Genomic DNA, 16,801 nt, shown 5'->3' on the forward strand with positions numbered 1-16,801 from the left:
GTGATTCAGTACTGAGCCGTATTGTCATGACGTTACCCTCTCAACCACGTAGGGCATGGCAATGCGAAACCCAACCCAGGTCAGCAGCAGACCCAGCAGCGTTAGCCCGCTCACCACCCAAAAGCTCACCACCTCAGTCAGCACTCCGGTGGTGGCCAGCTCGCGGGTAGTCACCAGCAGCGGTGCCACCGGGTTGAGGGCCACCAGCATGCCAAAGGCTCCCTCGGTAGGTACGGGGTAGATGACCGGCGTTAAAAACAGCCAGAAACCCATGATCATGTTGAGGCTCTTCGAGACATCCTGGTAGAGCACGCCAATGGGGGCCAGCAAAATGCCGACCAGCGTGCCCAACAGCACCAGGTGAATGAGCGCCACCGGGGCCAAAATCACCGTCCAGCTCACCGGCACGCGAAAGAACAAAAACAGCCCCACAATCAAGACCAGCTTGATACCAAAGTTGAAGCCCACCTCCCCCAGCTTGGCCAGAATGATCGCCTCACGCGGGAAGTTGACCCGCGCCAGCATGGGCTTGGCTATAATCACCGCCTGCACCGGCCCGGTGGCGGCATCCACGAAGGTCTGCCAGAGGGCGGTGTTAAACATGACAAAGGCCGGGTAAGGAATATCGGTTTCCCCGACGGTAAAGACGTTGGCATCTTTGGCCAGGGTAAAGCCCACGGCCATCGCAACCGGCGGAATAAAGGCCCAGGCTATACCCAGGGCGGCCTGTCGGTACTGGGCGCTAATGTCGCGCACCATCAGCCGCCAGGCCAGCTCACGGGAGGCCAGCAGATCTCGCCACATCGTCCACAGCAAAAACCGGGGGCGGCGCAGCAGGCTATCGGGGGTATAAATCAGTTCGGGCGGCATCAGCGGAACAACTCCATCAACGATCTAGGCGTTTGACTGGGTCTGAAAACTCCCTAGCCCTGGGAGTAGTTGGTGTTCGCCCCAGAGGCGCGGTGCCGATGGGTGAGGTAGCGGTTAAGCCAGTGCTCGGTTTTGGCGAGCGCCCGCGCCAGCAGGTGACTGCCTGCGCCAAAGGTCAACTTTTGGGTGAATGGATAAATTAAGGTGCCGTAGCGCCGCCAGCCCAGCTTTTTGTATTTGGTTTTGAAGTAGCCGTCTTCAGCCAGGTTCCACTTGTCGCGCAGGCGGTGCAGGCTCTCCAATGTCCAGCGATTGCTCCAGCGCAGCATGTAGTAGTGCACGTCAGCCCACTCTTGGGGCGGGCCGGGTACATAGGTGACCAAGGAAGCGGGTTCAAAGTAAACCGTTTCACCCGCCTCGCGCACTGTCATGCAAAAGTCGAGGTGCTCCTTAGTGTTGAGCATGGCCTCATCGAGGGGGCCGATCTGGTCAAACAGCGATCGCCGCACCAGCACGCAGTGAAATTCAGCCAGTTCGGTGGGGGTGCGATCGAGGCTGGAGCGAATTTCCGCTACCGTTTTGCCCTGGTGAAACATTTTTTCGCGCAGGCGGCGGCGGCCCAGCTTATCGACCCACACGTGGGACTCGCCCCCGGCAAAGTGCACTTCGGCGTGGATGGGCTCGTGCTGGCACATCAGCGGGCCGACCACCGCCGCGTTGGTCTCCTCAGCGCAGGTGACCAGCGCCTCTAGCCAGCCCGGCGACACCACAACGTCGTTATCTACAAACACCAGGTAGGGGGTATCGACGGCCTGCAACCCCAGATTGCGTGCCTGGTTGGGGTAGAGGTAGTGCTCGGTGCGGATCAGCTTAAAGCCCTTTTCTAAGGCCTGTTCTTCGAGGTAGCGGCGCAGTTTTTTAGGCGAGTTGCCGTCGACACACACCAGCTTGAAGGGCAGCTGGGTGTGGGCGTAAATGCTCTCCAGAGAGGTTTGGGCATAGCTAAACCGCTCGCGGGGCACAACAACCAGGGTAACTAGGGGTTCAGTCATGGAGTACTCCTATTTCTCTGCTGAGGCAGGGCGCATAGATGGGGTTAGTGAGGCATGAGCTAGGGAGGCAGACTCGTTGTGAGGCCCCGATCGATTTGCCGGAGCCAGCAGGCGATCGTACACCTGCACCAGGCGATCGTTCAGCATTTGCATGTCAAAGTGACGCTCCACAAACCGCCGTCCGGCCATCCCGAGATCTGGCCAGATCTCGGGATGGTCGATCAGGTAGCCCAGCCGTTCGGCCAGGGCATTGGCGTCGCGTTCGGGAACTAAAAACCCCGACACGCCATCTTCTACTAGCTCGGGAATGCCGCCGTGGTCGGTGCTCAGCACCGGCAAGCCCATGGCCATCGCCTCCTTCAGGACATTGATAGGGGCATCCTGGTTGCCATCGGCGGCGGTAATGCTGGGGGCCACAAACAGGTGGCAGGTGTCGAGAATCTCGACAATTTCGGCCTCATTCTTCCAGCCCACCAGCTCAATGTAGGACTCGGCTCGCAGCTCGACGATCAGCTGCTGCAGGGCGGAGCGCAGGGGGCCGTCGCCAATAATGGTGTAGGTCAGGTTGGGGTAGCGCTGAGCCTGCTGGGCGACGGCGCGAATGGCAAACTCAAGCCCTTTTTTTTCCACCAAGCGACCGGTCGTTGCAATCCGAACGGGCTGACCTGGCTCTAGCTCTCGCGGCCGAAAGGTGAATTTATTGATGTCTAGGCCTGAGAAATGCACCGCAACGCGATCGCTGGGCCAGCCCAGAGCCAAGACCCGCTGTCGAAAGAAGTCGCAGTTGGCCAGGCAGTAATCAACGTGCCGCACGAGCTGGCGGTAAACGCGATCGCCCCCTTCCTGCACGTAGCGGCTGATGTCAAACCCGCGAAACATCAGCAGGAGCCGAGGGGCGGGTCGCAGCAACCGTTTGAAGGCCAGCCCCCGATACCCCTGGGTACCAAACTGGCAGTGAATAATGTCGTAGGACTGGGGCCGACCCACCAGTGCTACCGCCGTGTAGAAGAGCCACAGGTTGAGCGCCTGCTCACCGTGGACAAAGGGGTTGAGCGATCGCGCTATCAAGCCCGGGGCGCGCCAGCCAGCACGCAGCCCCAGCCCAATCCCCTGCACCAGCCGCCAGAGATAGTTTTGGGGCACCTCCGGCATGGGGTAGGTGCGCTCCCACAGGCGATAGCGGCTCACATCGGGGTGCGACACCGCCCAATTGCCCACGCGGTTGGTGTAGATATCGACCTGATGGCCGCGATCGATCAGCCCCGTCACCTGGTTGAGCACAAAAGTCTCTGACAGACACGGGAAGTCGGCGACCAAAAATGCAATGCGCATATCACTCTCCTCAACGTCGACTGGATGCTCCGCCAAATTTAAGTCGTAGGGTTTCCCAGGCGCTGATGTAGCGCACCATCACCATCACTGACGACACCCTAAGTTTTTGATCTAGGTTCCTAAGTCGTCCGTCGCCAAAGGCGTTGACCACAAAAAACACTGGCGGCACTAGGTTTTGCATCAGAGCCTGCACAAACACCCGGTGGCGCTGCCCTATAGACTTAGCCTGCTTGAGCTGCACATCGTAGTAGCCACCCGCTAGCCGCACTGTGCGCTGGTACAGCTCCCCCAGCGATCGCCGCGCCGGGTGTTCCACCTGCACCTCATCGGCGTAGACCTGCTGAAACCCGGCTGCAAACACCCGTCGGCCCCACTCCAGGTCGCCGTTTGACTTTAGCTGCAGGTCAAACGGCCCAACTTGGTCAATCACCCGTCGCCAGGTCAGCACGTTGGCGGTGGCCCCGCCGTGCTGCTCCCGCAGGAGCCGCTCCTGGGGAAAAGCTGTCAGGCTCTCGTAAAGCTCGACCGCCGTGGGCCGCTGGGGATCGGCAAAAAACAGGTTAATCCGGCCCACCACCTGACCACAGTTGGGCTCCTGGCGCAGTCGCGCCACCCCTCGCTCCAGCCAGTCTGCGGCGGGAATACAGTCGGCGTCGGTAAAGGCAATCACCTCCCCCTTGGCCAGCGCTAGCCCCCGGTTGCGCGCCGCGTAGGACCCTGGCACGGGCTCTACGGCTAGCGTAGCGTTGTCGCAGGCAGCCACTAGCGCCTGAACCCGAGCCAGGTTGTCAGAGCCATTGTCGACCACGATGATTTCAAAACGCGATCGCGCGTAGGTTTGCCGAGCTAAAGCCGCTAGACACAGCCCCAGCCGCTCCCCGTCGTTAAAGACGGGAATAACAACTGACACAAATGGAGCTTCAGACTCAGACATAGCGCTGCCTTAGAGCTTCCCTAAGCGGCTTGGGAAAGCGATCGCCCGGCAGGCACAGGTTCATCTCCCTGCTTCAGCTTCGACCACTCCTGATTGGTAAAGTTCTCGTGGTACGAGCGCTCGACATTGATATTCCAGATGTCGTGGTTTTCGCCCACAATATTTTTGGCCGCTAGCAGCGCCGACAGCATGGAGTGGTCTTGGTTGTTATAGCGGTGCATGCCGTTGCGACCCACCGTTTGCAGATTTTCGAAGCTGCGTATGTAGTCTTCCAGCACCTTCAAGTGCTTGCGGTATTCACCGTCGTACACCGGGTAGGCTTTGTACTGGCGAATGACGCAGCCATCTTCTACGTCCTCTGGCTTAACCCCCAAACCCAGCCGGGTAATCTCCTCAGAGGCTAGCTCAATTAGCTTCTCGTTGGGCATTTCCCAGAGGTCATCCCCTTCGCTGCAAAAATACTCCATACCCAGGCAGGTTTTGCTGGAGTCGGGCACCATTTCGGGGCTCCAGTTCTTAAAGTTTTGAATGCGCCCCACCTTGAATTCTGGGCTGTGAATGTACAGCCAGTTGTCAGGAAAGAGGTCAGGATTATTGACAATCAGCGACACAATTAGGAAATCGCGATACTTCAATCCGCGAGCCGCCGCCAGTACTTCTTCTGGAGGCAGCGGATCGAGCCGATTCACCAGCAGGGCAATGGGCATTGAGTTAATAAAGTGTTCGCCCACAATGTCAAAGGTTAGATCGCCTTTTTTCGCCACCACCTTAGTAATTCGGTTGCCTTCGCGCTCAACTCGCACCACCTCGGTGTTGAGGTGTACTGGCGAGCCATGCCGATCGAGCAGTTCCTGGCAGCGCTCCCACATCATGCCGGGGCCGAGGCGAGGGTAGTCAAATTTTTTGATCAGGCTCTTGGCGTTTTGGCTACCAAAAATAGCGTTGATGACCGCCTGCTTGAGCGACATATTTTGAATCCGCTGGGCCGCCCAGTCAGCTCGAATCTGGCTACAGGGAATGCCCCAAACCTTCTCAGTATAGGTCTTGAAGAAAATGCGATAGAGCCGCTCGCCAAAGCAGTCAATCACCCATTCCTCAAAGGTTTCGGCTTCAAAGCCGGGGTTTAGGTACTTATGCCCCTTGGCCTTGAGGTAGCTAAACAAAATCAGCGCGCTGGTCACAGGGCCGAGATTTTTTAGCGTTTTCATCAACGACAGTGGATAGTCGTAAAACTTGTTGTCGTAGTAGATGCGTGACAGTCGAGGCGTCTGAATAAAGTCATCGCCTAGAATCTCTTTCCAGACCGTCTGTACTTCACCGACCTTGGTGAAAAAGCGGTGGCCGCCAATGTCAAAGCGGTAGCCCTTATAGGTTTCAGTGCGAGAAATACCGCCCACTTTGTCGGCCTTTTCTAACACAACCGACTTCTTGCCGTGCTTCATCAGCTCATAGCCTGCGGTCAGACCAGCGGGTCCGCCACCAATAATAACTACGGGTAAAGACTGCATCAATTCAACTCCAGAATTTAGGATAGCCATATGGATAAACGCTAGATAATTGGCGACGGGCAGTTAGTTTGAAAAGGTAGAAAATTGTCGGAGCCTGTAGGTTGCCGTGCCGTAGGCAAAAGCTGCGCCGCCGTAGAGAAAATAAAACCAGTGCCAGGGAATGACTCGAAGCGCAAATAGCACTCCTCGCTTATGCAAGAAAAAGCGATAGACCCGCTGGTTAATGACTAACAGCCCGACCATGGTGGCGATCGCCACAATCCACAGGAAGGGGTTAACCAATCCGAGCACCAGGCAGCCCAGCGCTACAAAGCTCAGCACAACGCTGAGTTGGTTGGTTCGATCGAGGTTGAGGTCATTCATCGGTTGGCCCTGGGTTAGAATCAGCTCCGTCCAGGGTAGAGCGCGATAAAAAATTTCGGCTCGCAGCAGCGACATGGGCTGCCAACACTTCAGGTGCTTGACCTGAATGTGCTTACACAGGCGAATGGTGTACCCCGCCCGCTTAAGCCGGTAGCCGAGTTCAATATCTTCAACGCAGGGCTTACGGTAGCGCTCATCAAACCCGCCCACGGCTTCAAAGGCTTCGGCACGAATGGCCCCACAGGCTCCCCAGAAGGTTGAAGCCTTCTCGGAAGAGACCTGGTGGGTGTAGTGGTGAAACAGATTTTTGTACTGCGACAGAAAATTTTCGGCCCCTGGCTGGTCGTCGTAGGAGCCGATGAGCGCCGCCAGACTGACATCCTGCTGAAACGCTTTTTCGACGTTGAGAATGGTATCGAAGCCCACCGTGACATCGGCATCGATAAAAAACAGGATACTGCCGCGAGCCAGCCTAGCCCCTTGGTTGCGGGCGCGGGCGGGTCCGCCCGGCGTGTCGTAGCGAAAGACCGTGGCCCCAAAGTCTTTGGCCACCTCCCACGAGCCATCGGTGTCGCCATCGGCCACCACAATGACTTCGTCGGGCTGCCGACTAGACTGCCTGAGGCTGTCGAGACAACGGCGAAAACTCTCGCCGCCATTGTAGACAGGAATAATAACGGAGATATTGGAAAGCTCTGATGCATTGCCTGAACTGGAGTTCATGAACCTGCGATTCCTGAGAATATATACATATGCATATACCTTGAAGAAAATCAATCAAGGAGTTTGCTAGCGCACCAAACTTGCTTACCAAAGGCAACGTTTAGAAAAACGAAATCCCTTCGACCATGATTTGAGAAATTACAGGTGACGTCAGGAAGCATTGTTTTTCCAGGGCTTGCAGAGAGTTACAAGCGCTCTATTCACTTAAAGCGAACCTAACACGGGTATTCTGACGAGATCATGAGAGCATTCTTATCTTTATATTTCCTTTATAAATACTTTTCTGGAGAAAATTTTCAAATCTGTACCTTTCGATAGATGCCATAAAAGACGACTGTAATTGATCGAGGTTGGTTCCCGATCGGCCAGCAAGCTGTTAGGTACTGCCCCAATATTGTGTTACAGATTACAAATTCGGCTTTGCAAAAGAGGTAGCCCATCGCAATCGCAACTGCTGAAAGATTGCGCTGCTGGCGGGTTACCGGGTTGTGCAGCCGCAAAAACCTCGCTAGCCTGATGGTGTTTTCACTCTGCAAGCCTATGTCCACTGGAGCTTTGTATGCGATCGCCTACGCTGCCCTATCTGCGGTTGGCGGCCTAATTGGCTATGCCCAGGCCCGCAGCCAGGTGTCATTGATTAGCGGATTGTTCAGCGCTGCCCTGCTGCTGGTGGGTGCTTGGCTGTGGCAGGCCGGTGTTCCCTCTGGAGCCGGTCTGGCCATGGGAGTTACTGCGGCCCTAGTCGTGGTTTTCATCCGCCGCTGGATGCAAACTCGCAAAGCCATGCCCGCCGTCATCATGATTGTGGCGGGAGTGCTGGCATTTATTGGGATGGGGGTATCGCTGGTAGGGGGCCAGTGAGCAGGTAGAGCGGTGGTTTCAATGATGAGAATTAATTAATCGTAGGGGAGTGGTTCTGGGAAACAATGCCAGGATTTAACGAGGGTTTGTAGAAGTTCCGGATTCTGAGGAACTTGGCGGCGATGAAGGCTGTCTACGCAGGTCTTCAGCAGAAATTCCTTCGGTCTGATTGCCAAAGCGCCAGAGAGCGGCGGCGGCTTCTGCCTGGGTAACGCCTTTTTGAGGTTGAAACAGCGTTGTATAGCCAAAGGCCCGACGAATATTGGCAAAGTCGCCGGTTTGGTGGTCGGCCAGCACCGCTCGCAGAGCCAGTGGCTCAATCTGAGCGGCATCCTGAAAGCCCCAGGCGGTGGTTACAGCCTCTGGGGTAGCGGTAGGCAGCTGCGTACGGGAGTCTAGGGGTACTTTCCACAGCACCAGGGTTTCGCGGGTGAGCGGTACATCGGAACGAAAGGTGACGGCGGTAGAATTGCCGGTTTTGGCACTGGGAATAATACCCGCTTCTGCTAACCCCTGAATAGCGGCGAAGTAGGGGTGCGAAGCAGGCACATCCTGAAAGGTTGGGGTAGTGCCAGCGGTGGCGGGGCGAATGCGCTTAGCCGGTACATCTGCATAAAACTCGTTGTTAGCGGTAAGCAGCCAGTGAGCAAATTCGCCGCGAGTGATGGGCTGGTTGGGCTCAAATTCGGCTCCAGTAGAGGTATCGGCGCTTTGGCGATCGCTTGTAGCTATCTCTAAGGCTAGCCAGTCTTGCACGTAGGGCCGCAGGTCGTCGGGTACCTGATCAAGCTGGGCCGTGGTGGGGCGATCGCGAGGGGGCGCGGCTGTGCTGTCGGCGTCGCTGGCCTCCGGAGAAGTCGCCGCCGCCGTTTCGGCTTCGGTGGTTTCGGGAGTTTCGGGGGTTTCTTCGTCAAACACAGGCCGCTCTTGCAGCTGCGGATCAGCCTCCAGGGACTGTTGCAGTGAGCTGCCCGCACAGCCGGTAACCAGCACCAGGCTCAGCCCAGATACTATAAGAGCTTTGAGACGAAACGCAGCAGACAAGGGAGTAACCTCCTAACTAGGGAGCACAGATGGCGACGACACTATTCTAGGGCAGTGCCGTTTGCTGCTGCTGGCGGGGCTGTGCCACCTGCGATCGCAACCTTTGCCCGCCGCCCCTGTTGACTGTAGATATGACTGTAGATACTGCCAGGCATGCCGATGATCCCACGCCCCTTGATTATTGACTGCGACCCTGGGGTTGACGATGCGATCGCCCTTCTGCTTGCCCTCGCTAGCCCCGCCGAGTTCGACCTGCTGGGCGTTACCACCGTGGCGGGCAACGTGCCCCTGTCTCTGACGACGGCCAACGCTCGCCGCATCTGTCACCTGGCCCAGCGAGCCGATGTGCCGGTATATGCGGGGTGCCCCCGCCCACTGCTGCGATCGCTCACCACCGCCGAAGACATCCACGGCGCGACCGGCTTGCAGGGGGCCGCGCTGCCCGAGCCCGCCCTGCCGCTGCCAGCTCAGCACGCCGTCGCGTTTTTAATCGAACAGTTCACCACGGCCTCGGCCCCCATTACCCTGGCTACCCTCGGCCCGCTCACCAACCTAGCTGTGGCCCTGATTCAATGCCCCAAAATTGCCCAGGGCATCGACCGGGTGGTCATAATGGGTGGCTCCCTGGGGGGCGGCAACGTTACCCCCGCTGCCGAGTTCAATATCTATGTCGACCCCCACGCGGCCAAAGTCGTGGTGGAGGCCGGTCTGCCCCTGACCATGATCGGCCTGGATGTCACCCACCAGGTAGTGACCACCCCCGAGCGGCTGACAGCCCTGGAAAACTTGGGTACCCCCGTGGGCAAAGCCGCTGCGGGCATGCTGCGCTACTACGGCCAGCTCGATGTCGAACGTTACGGCCTTGCGGCTCCACCCCTCCACGACCCCTGCGTAGTCGCCTACCTGCTGCGACCCGATCTGTTCACCGGCCGCCCTATGCACCTGGCGATCGAAACTGAGGGGTCGCTCTGCCTGGGGCGAACGGTCGCCAACGCCTACCCCACCGCCGCTGCTCCGGCCAACGCCACGGTCATTGAAACCGTCGATGCCGAGGGTTTCTACACTCTTCTGACAGAACGGCTGGGGAAACTATAGTCAGGCACAAAACTCCCCCGCTGCCCTTGATAAGATAGCCCTATGGCCTACACCACCGAACAACTCCTGGAGTTTCTCGATCGCGAGCTGCGCGCCACCTGGAAGGGCGAGCGGGTGGTGCTCTCCTCCGCCGATCGCATCGATAACCCGGTGCTCTCAAAAGCGATCGGCACCGACAAGCTCAGCAAAGTATTCGCCATCCAAGATTTTCGCGCCCAAATTCACGACTACCAGCACCAGCACGGGGTGTCGGGGCTGGTGTGGCACACCTGCCAGTTTCAGGGCCGCAGCATTCGCGTGCCCGAGCTGCATCCCCAGCTCATTGCCATTCCCGCCGACAAGGCGGCTCTAGCGGCGGCTCGTCCCGCCATATTAGAGTTTTGGCGAACTGCCATCGCTGGTCTGCGCCTGTGGCTGGCGGGCAACGACCCCCAGCCCACCACCCTAGCCGCCATAGAAGAACGCATTGCCGTCAGCGAATGGGCCGAGCTATCCGCCACGCGGGATGAGCTGTATCTCAGCCTGTGCTGGGGCGACCCCAAAGACTGCCACTGCGAGTGGGCCAAGCCGGAGTCGGGCTGCGATCGCATTATCGCCACCGCCGGAGAACCCAGCGGCATCAAGGTATGATTGAGAGTTGAACAACGCAGCTTTTCCCTAGGAGCACCCCCATGGCCATTGCCGTCGGCGTCATTGAAACCCAAACCTTTCCGGCGGTGCTGGCCGCCGCCGATGCCATGGTAAAAGCGGGCAACGTCACCGTCTCCGTGCAGGATCGCTCCGAGAGCGGGCGGCAGTTTGTGGTGATTCGCGGTTTGGTAGCCGAGGTCAAACGCGCCATGGAAGCGGGGCTGGTGGCGGCCAATGCCTGCCCCAATCTGGCCGAAGTTACCACCCATGTAATCATCCCCAACCCCACCGATAACATCGACGCCATCCTGCCGATTGGGTTTACCTCAGCCTCCGAAGCGTTTCGGGTATAAGTTTTACTGTTACACACCCCCCACAGTCTTTAATAAATCGACACGGCTAGGTTGATACCGCTGGCCCGTACAATGAAGGTTGATTTTTTATCCACAGAACTTTCCCAGGAGTACAACCATGCCACAGGCCGTCGGGTCGCTCGAAACCAGAGGGTTTCCCCCGGTGCTAGCCGCCGCAGATGCGATGGTTAAAGCAGGACGCGTTACGCTCATTGGCTACATTCGGGCTGGTAGCGCTCGCTTTGCCATCAACATTCGCGGTGATGTCTCCGAAGTTAAGGCCGCCATGGCAGCCGGCGTAGAAGCTGCCGAAAAAACCCCCGGCGGTATTCTCGAAACCTGGGTCATCATCCCCCGTCCGCACGAAAACGTGGTAGCTGTACTGCCCATCGACTTCAACGACGAAACCGAAATCTACCGCCAAGCCGTCGAGCAACCCATTTTGCCCGGCTCCACCGGTCGCTAAGACACCGCCTAATACCTTAGACCCCAGGGTGCTGCTGATGGAAAAGCCCAGATAACTGGCTTACCACCTAAGCACTCTGGGGTTTTGTTGTAGATATTAAGCCCCTAGACTAAGCGTTTATGATGATAAAAATAGAACATTGAGTACTAGAGGATGCGATGGCTGCCACCCTCATTCAAAGCCCCGATCGCGTCATCTTGCAAAACATTAGCTGGCACACCTACCGCTCACTCGTAAGCGATTTTGAACAAGAGCTTGCCCTTCGCCTGACCTACGAGCTAGGCACTTTGGAAGTTCGAATGCCGCTCGACCCGCACGAAACCTACAAAAAGCGGCTGGGTCGCCTAATTGAGGCCGCAACCGAAGACCTGGGTTTAGAAATTCGCAGCCTGGGGTCGCGAACGTGCGATAGAGAAGACCTTGCTAAAGGGCTAGAACCCGACCAGTGCTACTACATCCAGCACGAAGCTCAGGTGCGCGGCGTGGGGCAAATTGATTTAGCCCAGTACCCACCTCCAGACCTGGCTGTAGACATTGATATCACCAGCAGCTCACTCAATCGACTGGCCACTTACTCGGCGCTGCGCATTCCAGAACTCTGGCGATTCGATGGCGAAAACCTGACGATTTATACTCTGCAAGATGCAAGCTACATCGTCAGTCTTACTAGCCTAGCTCTACCGCCACTAGAGGCTAGTAATGTTGAGCAGTTTCTAAAGCTGCAACCTACTACTGGCGAAAACAGTTTAATCAAACAATTTCGCCAGTGGTTAAGCCATCAAACTATTTAGTTTAGGTTAATCTTCTTTGGTCAGAGCGCTGGGTTTATGGGCAGCTTGACTGCCGGTTTTATCGCTTTCTACCAGGTATTGAGGGTCATCGTCAGATGCAGCTACGGTATGCCCCTTAATGTCAGTGTGAGAGGTGAGCTTTTTCACAACTTTGCCCACGGTCTTTCCCTGGGGTGTGTTCCAGGAGACTTTGTCGCCTTTCTTAAAGTTCTGCGTCATTGTAATTGCCTAATTTCAACTTGCTTAATTTCTGCTGGCCCTGGGCACGTCGCCGCGATCGCAGGCCTTTCTCGATAATTTCAGGATGTACTAAGTTCCGGCACAGGTGAGCAAAAAGCTCCGCCAAAAAACTTTAGCGGAGCCACATCAGCTCTTGCTGAAAGCTATTTACTAGTCGTCGGTTGGTAGCTTGCCGTTATCCATACCGGGTGTTAGGGTCTTCGCATTTTGCGGGTAGATCTCTGCCATATTCTTCACCGCATCGGCAGATTCTTCAGCAATACGCTTCAGCTTTTCGCCAGGCTGCCCTTCTAAGACTTCGTTTTCAGCTCGCCACTGGTTCATGGTGCGAGGCCGACCAATCTCTCCGGCTGGGGGTATTTCACCGTTGGCTTTGGCTTGCTGGCTAGCATTTTGTCTGGCATCAACTCCACTGGCAGTCAATAGAATGACAACTGCGGAGCAAGCAACTGCAAACTGCTTCCAGTGAATGCTGTGCAGCACTTTCTTTAGAGATTCGAAAATCGCTTTCATCATAAATCACCTAATGAGTTACCTAACAAATGCTAGAAATAGCAAGCCAGTGGACGCATGGCCACCGCTTCTACCTAGTGGACACATTACGTAAACCTCTCAGCCAACCTCATCGTTCGAAGGGTATATTTTCGTCGACGATGGGGATACTTGACCCCATATTCGAGTTATTTTCTACTTTTAGGAAGAGGTTGTTTGTTCCTAAAGGGTGAGAGCCAAACCCTAAGCCTGGCAGGGGTAGGCAACTTGTTTTGGCTCTAAGGTAAGGAAGTACCCACGGTAGACAGCTATGGCTCAACCGCAAGCCCATGAGACCAACAAAATTAGTTTTGATCGAATTGAAGCGTTGGTGTGTCAATGTTCTGAGGCACTGGCCCAGGGGCAAAATACAGCACCAATAATGGAGGGTATTCTGGCCGTTTTAGGACAGCAGCTGCAGTGCGATCGCGTATTTTTGTACGTCCGTGATCCCAGTTCTGCGATTGGGCGGGTGCCCTTCTGCTGGAAGGCGCAATCGTCTGTGCCCACCATCTACGACCCCCAGTGGAAGCCAGAACCCTCCTCTCTAGCTGACGAAGACCCCATGTTTGCAGCTGCCCTCAACGCTCAGCCCAGTATTTTTGTAGACGATGTCGAACGGGCCGACCCTGGGACTTTAAATCGGGAGTTTGAGTGCAAAACCTTTGGCCACAGGGCCTTGGTTCACGCTCATCTGTGCTCAGAGCAAACGCTGTGGGGGGTTTTACAAGCCTGCACTTTCGACAGGCCTCGAGACTGGAGCCAGAGCGATCGCCAACTAATTGAACAAGCCGTTGCCTGGCTCACGCCTGTTGCCATGACCTATGTTGAGGCCAATTACGACAGCCTTTCGACCGTGGCAGCTCAGAACTAGCCACTAAAGGCCGGTACAGAAACCGCTCAGGGGTGGATACGGCTGGCCTAAAGGTCAATATCCACCCTTGCAACAGCGGGCTTAGCCAATGGTTTGCGGCCCAGGCAGCACCGCTTCTCTTTGCGTGGGCGTTAGCGTCGCCAGACCACGGTTGACGGCGCTAAGCACCGCCAGCAGCGAAGCCGTAACAATGCTGCTGTGAACGCCCACCCCATGAATGGTGCCCTCCAGCCAGTCGGCGGCAATTTCGATCAGCGCGATCGCGTCGGCATCGCTACCGTGGCCGATCGCCCGCTCCTCATAGCTGTGTACGCGAATCTGGAGATCTAGCGCATCCACAAAGGCATCGATGGGGCCGTTACCGTGGCCCGCACGGGTCAGCACGCGATCGCCACATTCCAAGGTTGTGGAAATGGCCGAGGGGCTCTCGTCATCGCGCCAGTGGTGGGTCACGTACTTAAACGGCGCGTTCGCCCGCAGATACTCCTGCTCAAACAAGTCCCACAGCATCGGTGCGGTCATTTCCTTGCCGGTGGCATCCATCGCTCGCTGCACCACCTGGCTAAACTCAATCTGCAAACGGCGAGGCAGACTGAGGTTATAGTCGCGCTCTAGCAAAAAGGCAATGCCGCCCTTGCCCGACTGGCTATTTACCCGCACCACCGACTCGTAGGAACGGCCCAGGTCCGCCGGGTCGAGCGGCAGGTAGGGCATATCCCACAGGTCGTTGGGGTTGCGGGCCGCAAAACCCTTGCGAATCGCATCCTGATGGGAGCCGGAGAAGGCCGTAAACACCAGGTCGCCCACGTAGGGATGGCGGGGGTGAATGGGCAGCTGGGTGCAGTCTTCGACAATGCGGGCTACCTCGTTAATGCGCGAAAAATCGAGACCGGGGTGAATGCCCTGGGTGTAGAGATTCAGCGCCAGGGTAACGATATCGACATTGCCGGTGCGCTCGCCGTTGCCAAACAGACAGCCCTCGACCCGATCGGCCCCGGCCATCTGGCCCAGTTCGGCGGCGGCGATCGCGCAGCCCCGGTCGTTGTGGTTGTGCACGCTCAAATCCACACTGGCGCGGTAGGTCAGGTGGCGGTGCATCCACTCCACCTGGTCGGCAAATACGTTGGGGGTAGCGCTTTCTACCGTAGCGGGCAGGTTGATGATCGCTTTGCGATTGGGGGTGGGCTGCCACACATCCAGCACCGCATTGCAAATATCGCGGGCAAACTCCAGCTCAGTCTGCGAAAACACCTCTGGCGAATACTGGAAGCGCCACTGGGTTTCGGGTCGCTCTGCGGCCAGGTCACGAATCAGCGTTGCCGCCCGCACCGCCAGTTCAATGGTCGCAGCATTGTCGTTGCGAAACACCACCCGCCGAAACACCGGGGCCGTGGCGTTGTAGACGTGAACAATCGCCCGCTTCGCCCCCGCCAATGACTCAAAGGTACGGCGAATCAAGTCTTCCCGCGCCTGGGTCAGCACCTGAATTTCGACGTCGTCGGGCACGCGGTTTTCGTCGATCAGGCGGCGCACAAAGTTAAAGTCAGTTTCTGAGGCCGATGGAAACGCCACCTCAATTTCTTTAAAGCCGATCGCCACCAGTAGCTCAAACATTCGCAGCTTTTGCTCGACCGACATGGGTTCAATCAGCGCCTGGTTGCCGTCGCGCAGGTCGGTGCTGAGCCAGATTGGGGGTTGGGTGATGGTCTGGCTGGGCCAGGTGCGGTCTGGCAATGCGATCGGCGCAAAGGGGCGATATTTCTCAGCGGGGTTGGTCAACATGGGATATTTCCAAGAGTTAGCGGATGGCAATACTTAGGCAATGTTTAGACATCACCTGACTGGAATGGTGGGCAGTGCCCACCCTACAAGGCTCTCAGCGGACGAGGCGGTGGGGTGCGATCGCGGCAGAGCGCAATGCACCAACGCTTGAATAACGCAGCAAACTCCTAAGCCGTAGTCAGATTCAGGGACAACCTGTGACCAAAGGAGTAAAACTATTCAGGGCACTTCGCCTTTGTTTTAAGAATTAGTTGCGCCCAAGGCGCAGCAGCAGCCCCAGCCCTAGGATTAGGCTGAAGAGACGGGCGGGGGATAGCTGCAAAGACAACATCAAACGGTGATGGCGCAGAGTTGCACAACATCAGCATCCTAACCGCACCTGAAATTGGCGTCAAGAGCTGAGGCGCGATCGCAAGGCAGACATTTCCCTGCAATTCTGGCCACCGGAAATCACCTCTCAACCCCTTCACTGTGATGGGCCTGAACCCGAAATCGCTAATCTCAAATCCAGAATTCAAACCTGGAAGCATTGAGGCAGCGCTTACAATAAAAGCCTAGGCCTGCACGGCATTTTCACTATGGTTCAGCAGCTTCCCGACGCCTTAGCCACAGTCAACTACTCCGACAGCGATGGGCAACCCATGGCCGACAATACCAAGCAGTTTCGCTGGATTGTGGTAATCAAAGAAAACCTTGAACTGCTGTTTGCGAAGAATCCCGACGTATTTGTGGCGGGCGATCTACTTTGGTATCCGGTAGAAGGGGACAACACGATTCGCCAGGCCCCCGATGTGATGGTAGCGATAGGGCGGCCCAAGGGAGACCGAGGATCTTACCGCCAGTGGCAGGAGGGCGGCATTGCGCCCCAGGTGGTGTTTGAAATTTTGTCGCCGGGCAACCGCTTTGGTGAGATGCTGCGCAAGCTGAACTTTTACGAGCGCTACGGCATTGAGGAGTACTACATCTACGACCCCGACAAGCTTGAGCTAACCGGGCTACAGCGGTGTGAAGACAGCCTTCAGGTGATTGAGGAGATGAATGGGTGGGTCAGCCCTTGTTTGCAGATTCGCTTTCACATGAGCGATGCGGGGCTGGAAATCTACCGCCCCGATGGGCAGCAATTTTTGACCTATATCGAACTGGGGCAGCAGCTAGAGCAAGAGCGAGAGCGGGCCAATCAAGAACGAGAGCGGGCCAATCAAGAACGAGAGCGGGCCGAGCAAGAACGAGAGCGGGCCGAGCAAGAACGAGAGCGGGCCGAGCAAGAACGAGAGCGGGCCGAGAGATTGGCTGAACAGCTCCGAGCAGAAGGGTTTGAGCCCAATCTATAGATTGAAGCAAGGGGCGATCGC

Annotated in this window: 18 protein-coding genes; 8 read left to right on the top strand and 10 right to left on the bottom strand. The window is 56.9% G+C overall.

What is annotated here, in order from left to right; genetic code table 11:
* Window positions 1–24: 24 nt before the first annotated feature.
* The 6 genes from IQ265_RS21305 to IQ265_RS21330 form a co-directional block, all read right to left on the bottom strand.
* Window positions 25–870 (bottom strand): ABC transporter permease, encoded by an 846-nt coding sequence (locus tag IQ265_RS21305; RefSeq protein WP_194057319.1) that lies wholly within the window; start codon window positions 868–870, stop codon window positions 25–27.
* Between the two features lie 53 nt (window positions 871–923).
* Entirely contained in the window at window positions 924–1,922 is a 999-nt protein-coding gene (locus tag IQ265_RS21310) for a glycosyltransferase (protein WP_194057320.1), read from the bottom strand.
* 9 nt (window positions 1,923–1,931) lie between these two features.
* On the bottom strand, window positions 1,932–3,254 hold the full coding sequence (locus IQ265_RS21315) for a glycosyltransferase (RefSeq protein ID WP_194057321.1): 1,323 nt from the start codon (window positions 3,252–3,254) through the stop codon (window positions 1,932–1,934).
* Window positions 3,255–3,264: 10 nt separating this feature from the next.
* Window positions 3,265–4,188 carry a glycosyltransferase family 2 protein gene (locus IQ265_RS21320; RefSeq protein ID WP_194057322.1) on the bottom strand — a complete coding sequence of 308 codons (924 nt, stop codon included), beginning with the start codon at window positions 4,186–4,188 and terminating at the stop codon, window positions 3,265–3,267.
* 20 nt (window positions 4,189–4,208) lie between these two features.
* Window positions 4,209–5,696 carry an NAD(P)/FAD-dependent oxidoreductase gene (locus IQ265_RS21325; RefSeq protein ID WP_194057323.1) on the bottom strand — a complete coding sequence of 496 codons (1,488 nt, stop codon included), beginning with the start codon at window positions 5,694–5,696 and terminating at the stop codon, window positions 4,209–4,211.
* 63 nt (window positions 5,697–5,759) lie between these two features.
* Window positions 5,760–6,782, bottom strand: coding sequence for a glycosyltransferase (locus IQ265_RS21330; protein ID WP_194057324.1), 1,023 nt, complete (start codon window positions 6,780–6,782; stop codon window positions 5,760–5,762).
* A 540-nt stretch (window positions 6,783–7,322) separates the two neighbouring features.
* Between IQ265_RS21330 and IQ265_RS21335 the strand changes: the two genes are divergently transcribed.
* Window positions 7,323–7,643 carry a TMEM14 family protein gene (locus IQ265_RS21335; protein ID WP_194057325.1) on the top strand — a complete coding sequence of 107 codons (321 nt, stop codon included), beginning with the start codon at window positions 7,323–7,325 and terminating at the stop codon, window positions 7,641–7,643.
* A gap of 75 nt (window positions 7,644–7,718) precedes the next feature.
* Here the strand turns inward: IQ265_RS21335 and IQ265_RS21340 are convergent, their stop codons facing one another.
* A complete protein-coding gene (locus IQ265_RS21340) occupies window positions 7,719–8,687 on the bottom strand; it encodes an S-layer homology domain-containing protein (RefSeq protein WP_228038260.1) in 969 nt (322 codons plus the stop codon).
* A 159-nt stretch (window positions 8,688–8,846) separates the two neighbouring features.
* Between IQ265_RS21340 and IQ265_RS21345 the strand changes: the two genes are divergently transcribed.
* The 5 genes from IQ265_RS21345 (at window position 8,847) to IQ265_RS21365 (ending at window position 12,022) form a co-directional block, all read left to right on the top strand.
* A complete protein-coding gene (locus tag IQ265_RS21345; protein WP_194057326.1) occupies window positions 8,847–9,782 on the top strand; it encodes a nucleoside hydrolase in 936 nt (311 codons plus the stop codon).
* A 42-nt stretch (window positions 9,783–9,824) separates the two neighbouring features.
* Window positions 9,825–10,412 carry a hypothetical protein gene (locus IQ265_RS21350; protein ID WP_194057327.1) on the top strand — a complete coding sequence of 196 codons (588 nt, stop codon included), beginning with the start codon at window positions 9,825–9,827 and terminating at the stop codon, window positions 10,410–10,412.
* 41 nt (window positions 10,413–10,453) lie between these two features.
* Complete coding sequence (locus tag IQ265_RS21355; protein ID WP_194057329.1) at window positions 10,454–10,765, top strand: BMC domain-containing protein; 312 nt, start codon at window positions 10,454–10,456, stop codon at window positions 10,763–10,765.
* 118 nt (window positions 10,766–10,883) lie between these two features.
* Window positions 10,884–11,231: a carbon dioxide-concentrating mechanism protein CcmK gene (locus IQ265_RS21360; RefSeq protein WP_194057331.1), complete on the top strand. Its 348-nt coding sequence runs from the start codon at window positions 10,884–10,886 to the stop codon at window positions 11,229–11,231.
* Window positions 11,232–11,389: 158 nt separating this feature from the next.
* A complete protein-coding gene (locus tag IQ265_RS21365) occupies window positions 11,390–12,022 on the top strand; it encodes a Uma2 family endonuclease (RefSeq protein WP_194057333.1) in 633 nt (210 codons plus the stop codon).
* 6 nt (window positions 12,023–12,028) lie between these two features.
* Here the strand turns inward: IQ265_RS21365 and IQ265_RS21370 are convergent, their stop codons facing one another.
* Window positions 12,029–12,241 carry a DUF2945 domain-containing protein gene (locus IQ265_RS21370; protein WP_194057335.1) on the bottom strand — a complete coding sequence of 71 codons (213 nt, stop codon included), beginning with the start codon at window positions 12,239–12,241 and terminating at the stop codon, window positions 12,029–12,031.
* A gap of 171 nt (window positions 12,242–12,412) precedes the next feature.
* A complete protein-coding gene (locus tag IQ265_RS21375; protein ID WP_194057337.1) occupies window positions 12,413–12,775 on the bottom strand; it encodes a hypothetical protein in 363 nt (120 codons plus the stop codon).
* A gap of 289 nt (window positions 12,776–13,064) precedes the next feature.
* On the opposite strand from IQ265_RS21375, the gene IQ265_RS21380 reads away from it, so the two are divergent.
* Window positions 13,065–13,667 carry a GAF domain-containing protein gene (locus IQ265_RS21380; RefSeq protein ID WP_194057339.1) on the top strand — a complete coding sequence of 201 codons (603 nt, stop codon included), beginning with the start codon at window positions 13,065–13,067 and terminating at the stop codon, window positions 13,665–13,667.
* An 81-nt stretch (window positions 13,668–13,748) separates the two neighbouring features.
* Here the strand turns inward: IQ265_RS21380 and leuA are convergent, their stop codons facing one another.
* Complete coding sequence (gene leuA, locus IQ265_RS21385; RefSeq protein ID WP_194057341.1) at window positions 13,749–15,449, bottom strand: 2-isopropylmalate synthase; 1,701 nt, start codon at window positions 15,447–15,449, stop codon at window positions 13,749–13,751.
* Window positions 15,450–16,027: 578 nt separating this feature from the next.
* Between leuA and IQ265_RS21390 the strand changes: the two genes are divergently transcribed.
* Window positions 16,028–16,780 carry a Uma2 family endonuclease gene (locus IQ265_RS21390; protein ID WP_194057343.1) on the top strand — a complete coding sequence of 251 codons (753 nt, stop codon included), beginning with the start codon at window positions 16,028–16,030 and terminating at the stop codon, window positions 16,778–16,780.
* Window positions 16,781–16,801: the final 21 nt, after the last annotated feature.

The organism is Nodosilinea sp. LEGE 06152, assembly GCF_015207525.1.
GTDB lineage: Bacteria > Cyanobacteriota > Cyanobacteriia > Phormidesmidales > Phormidesmidaceae > Nodosilinea.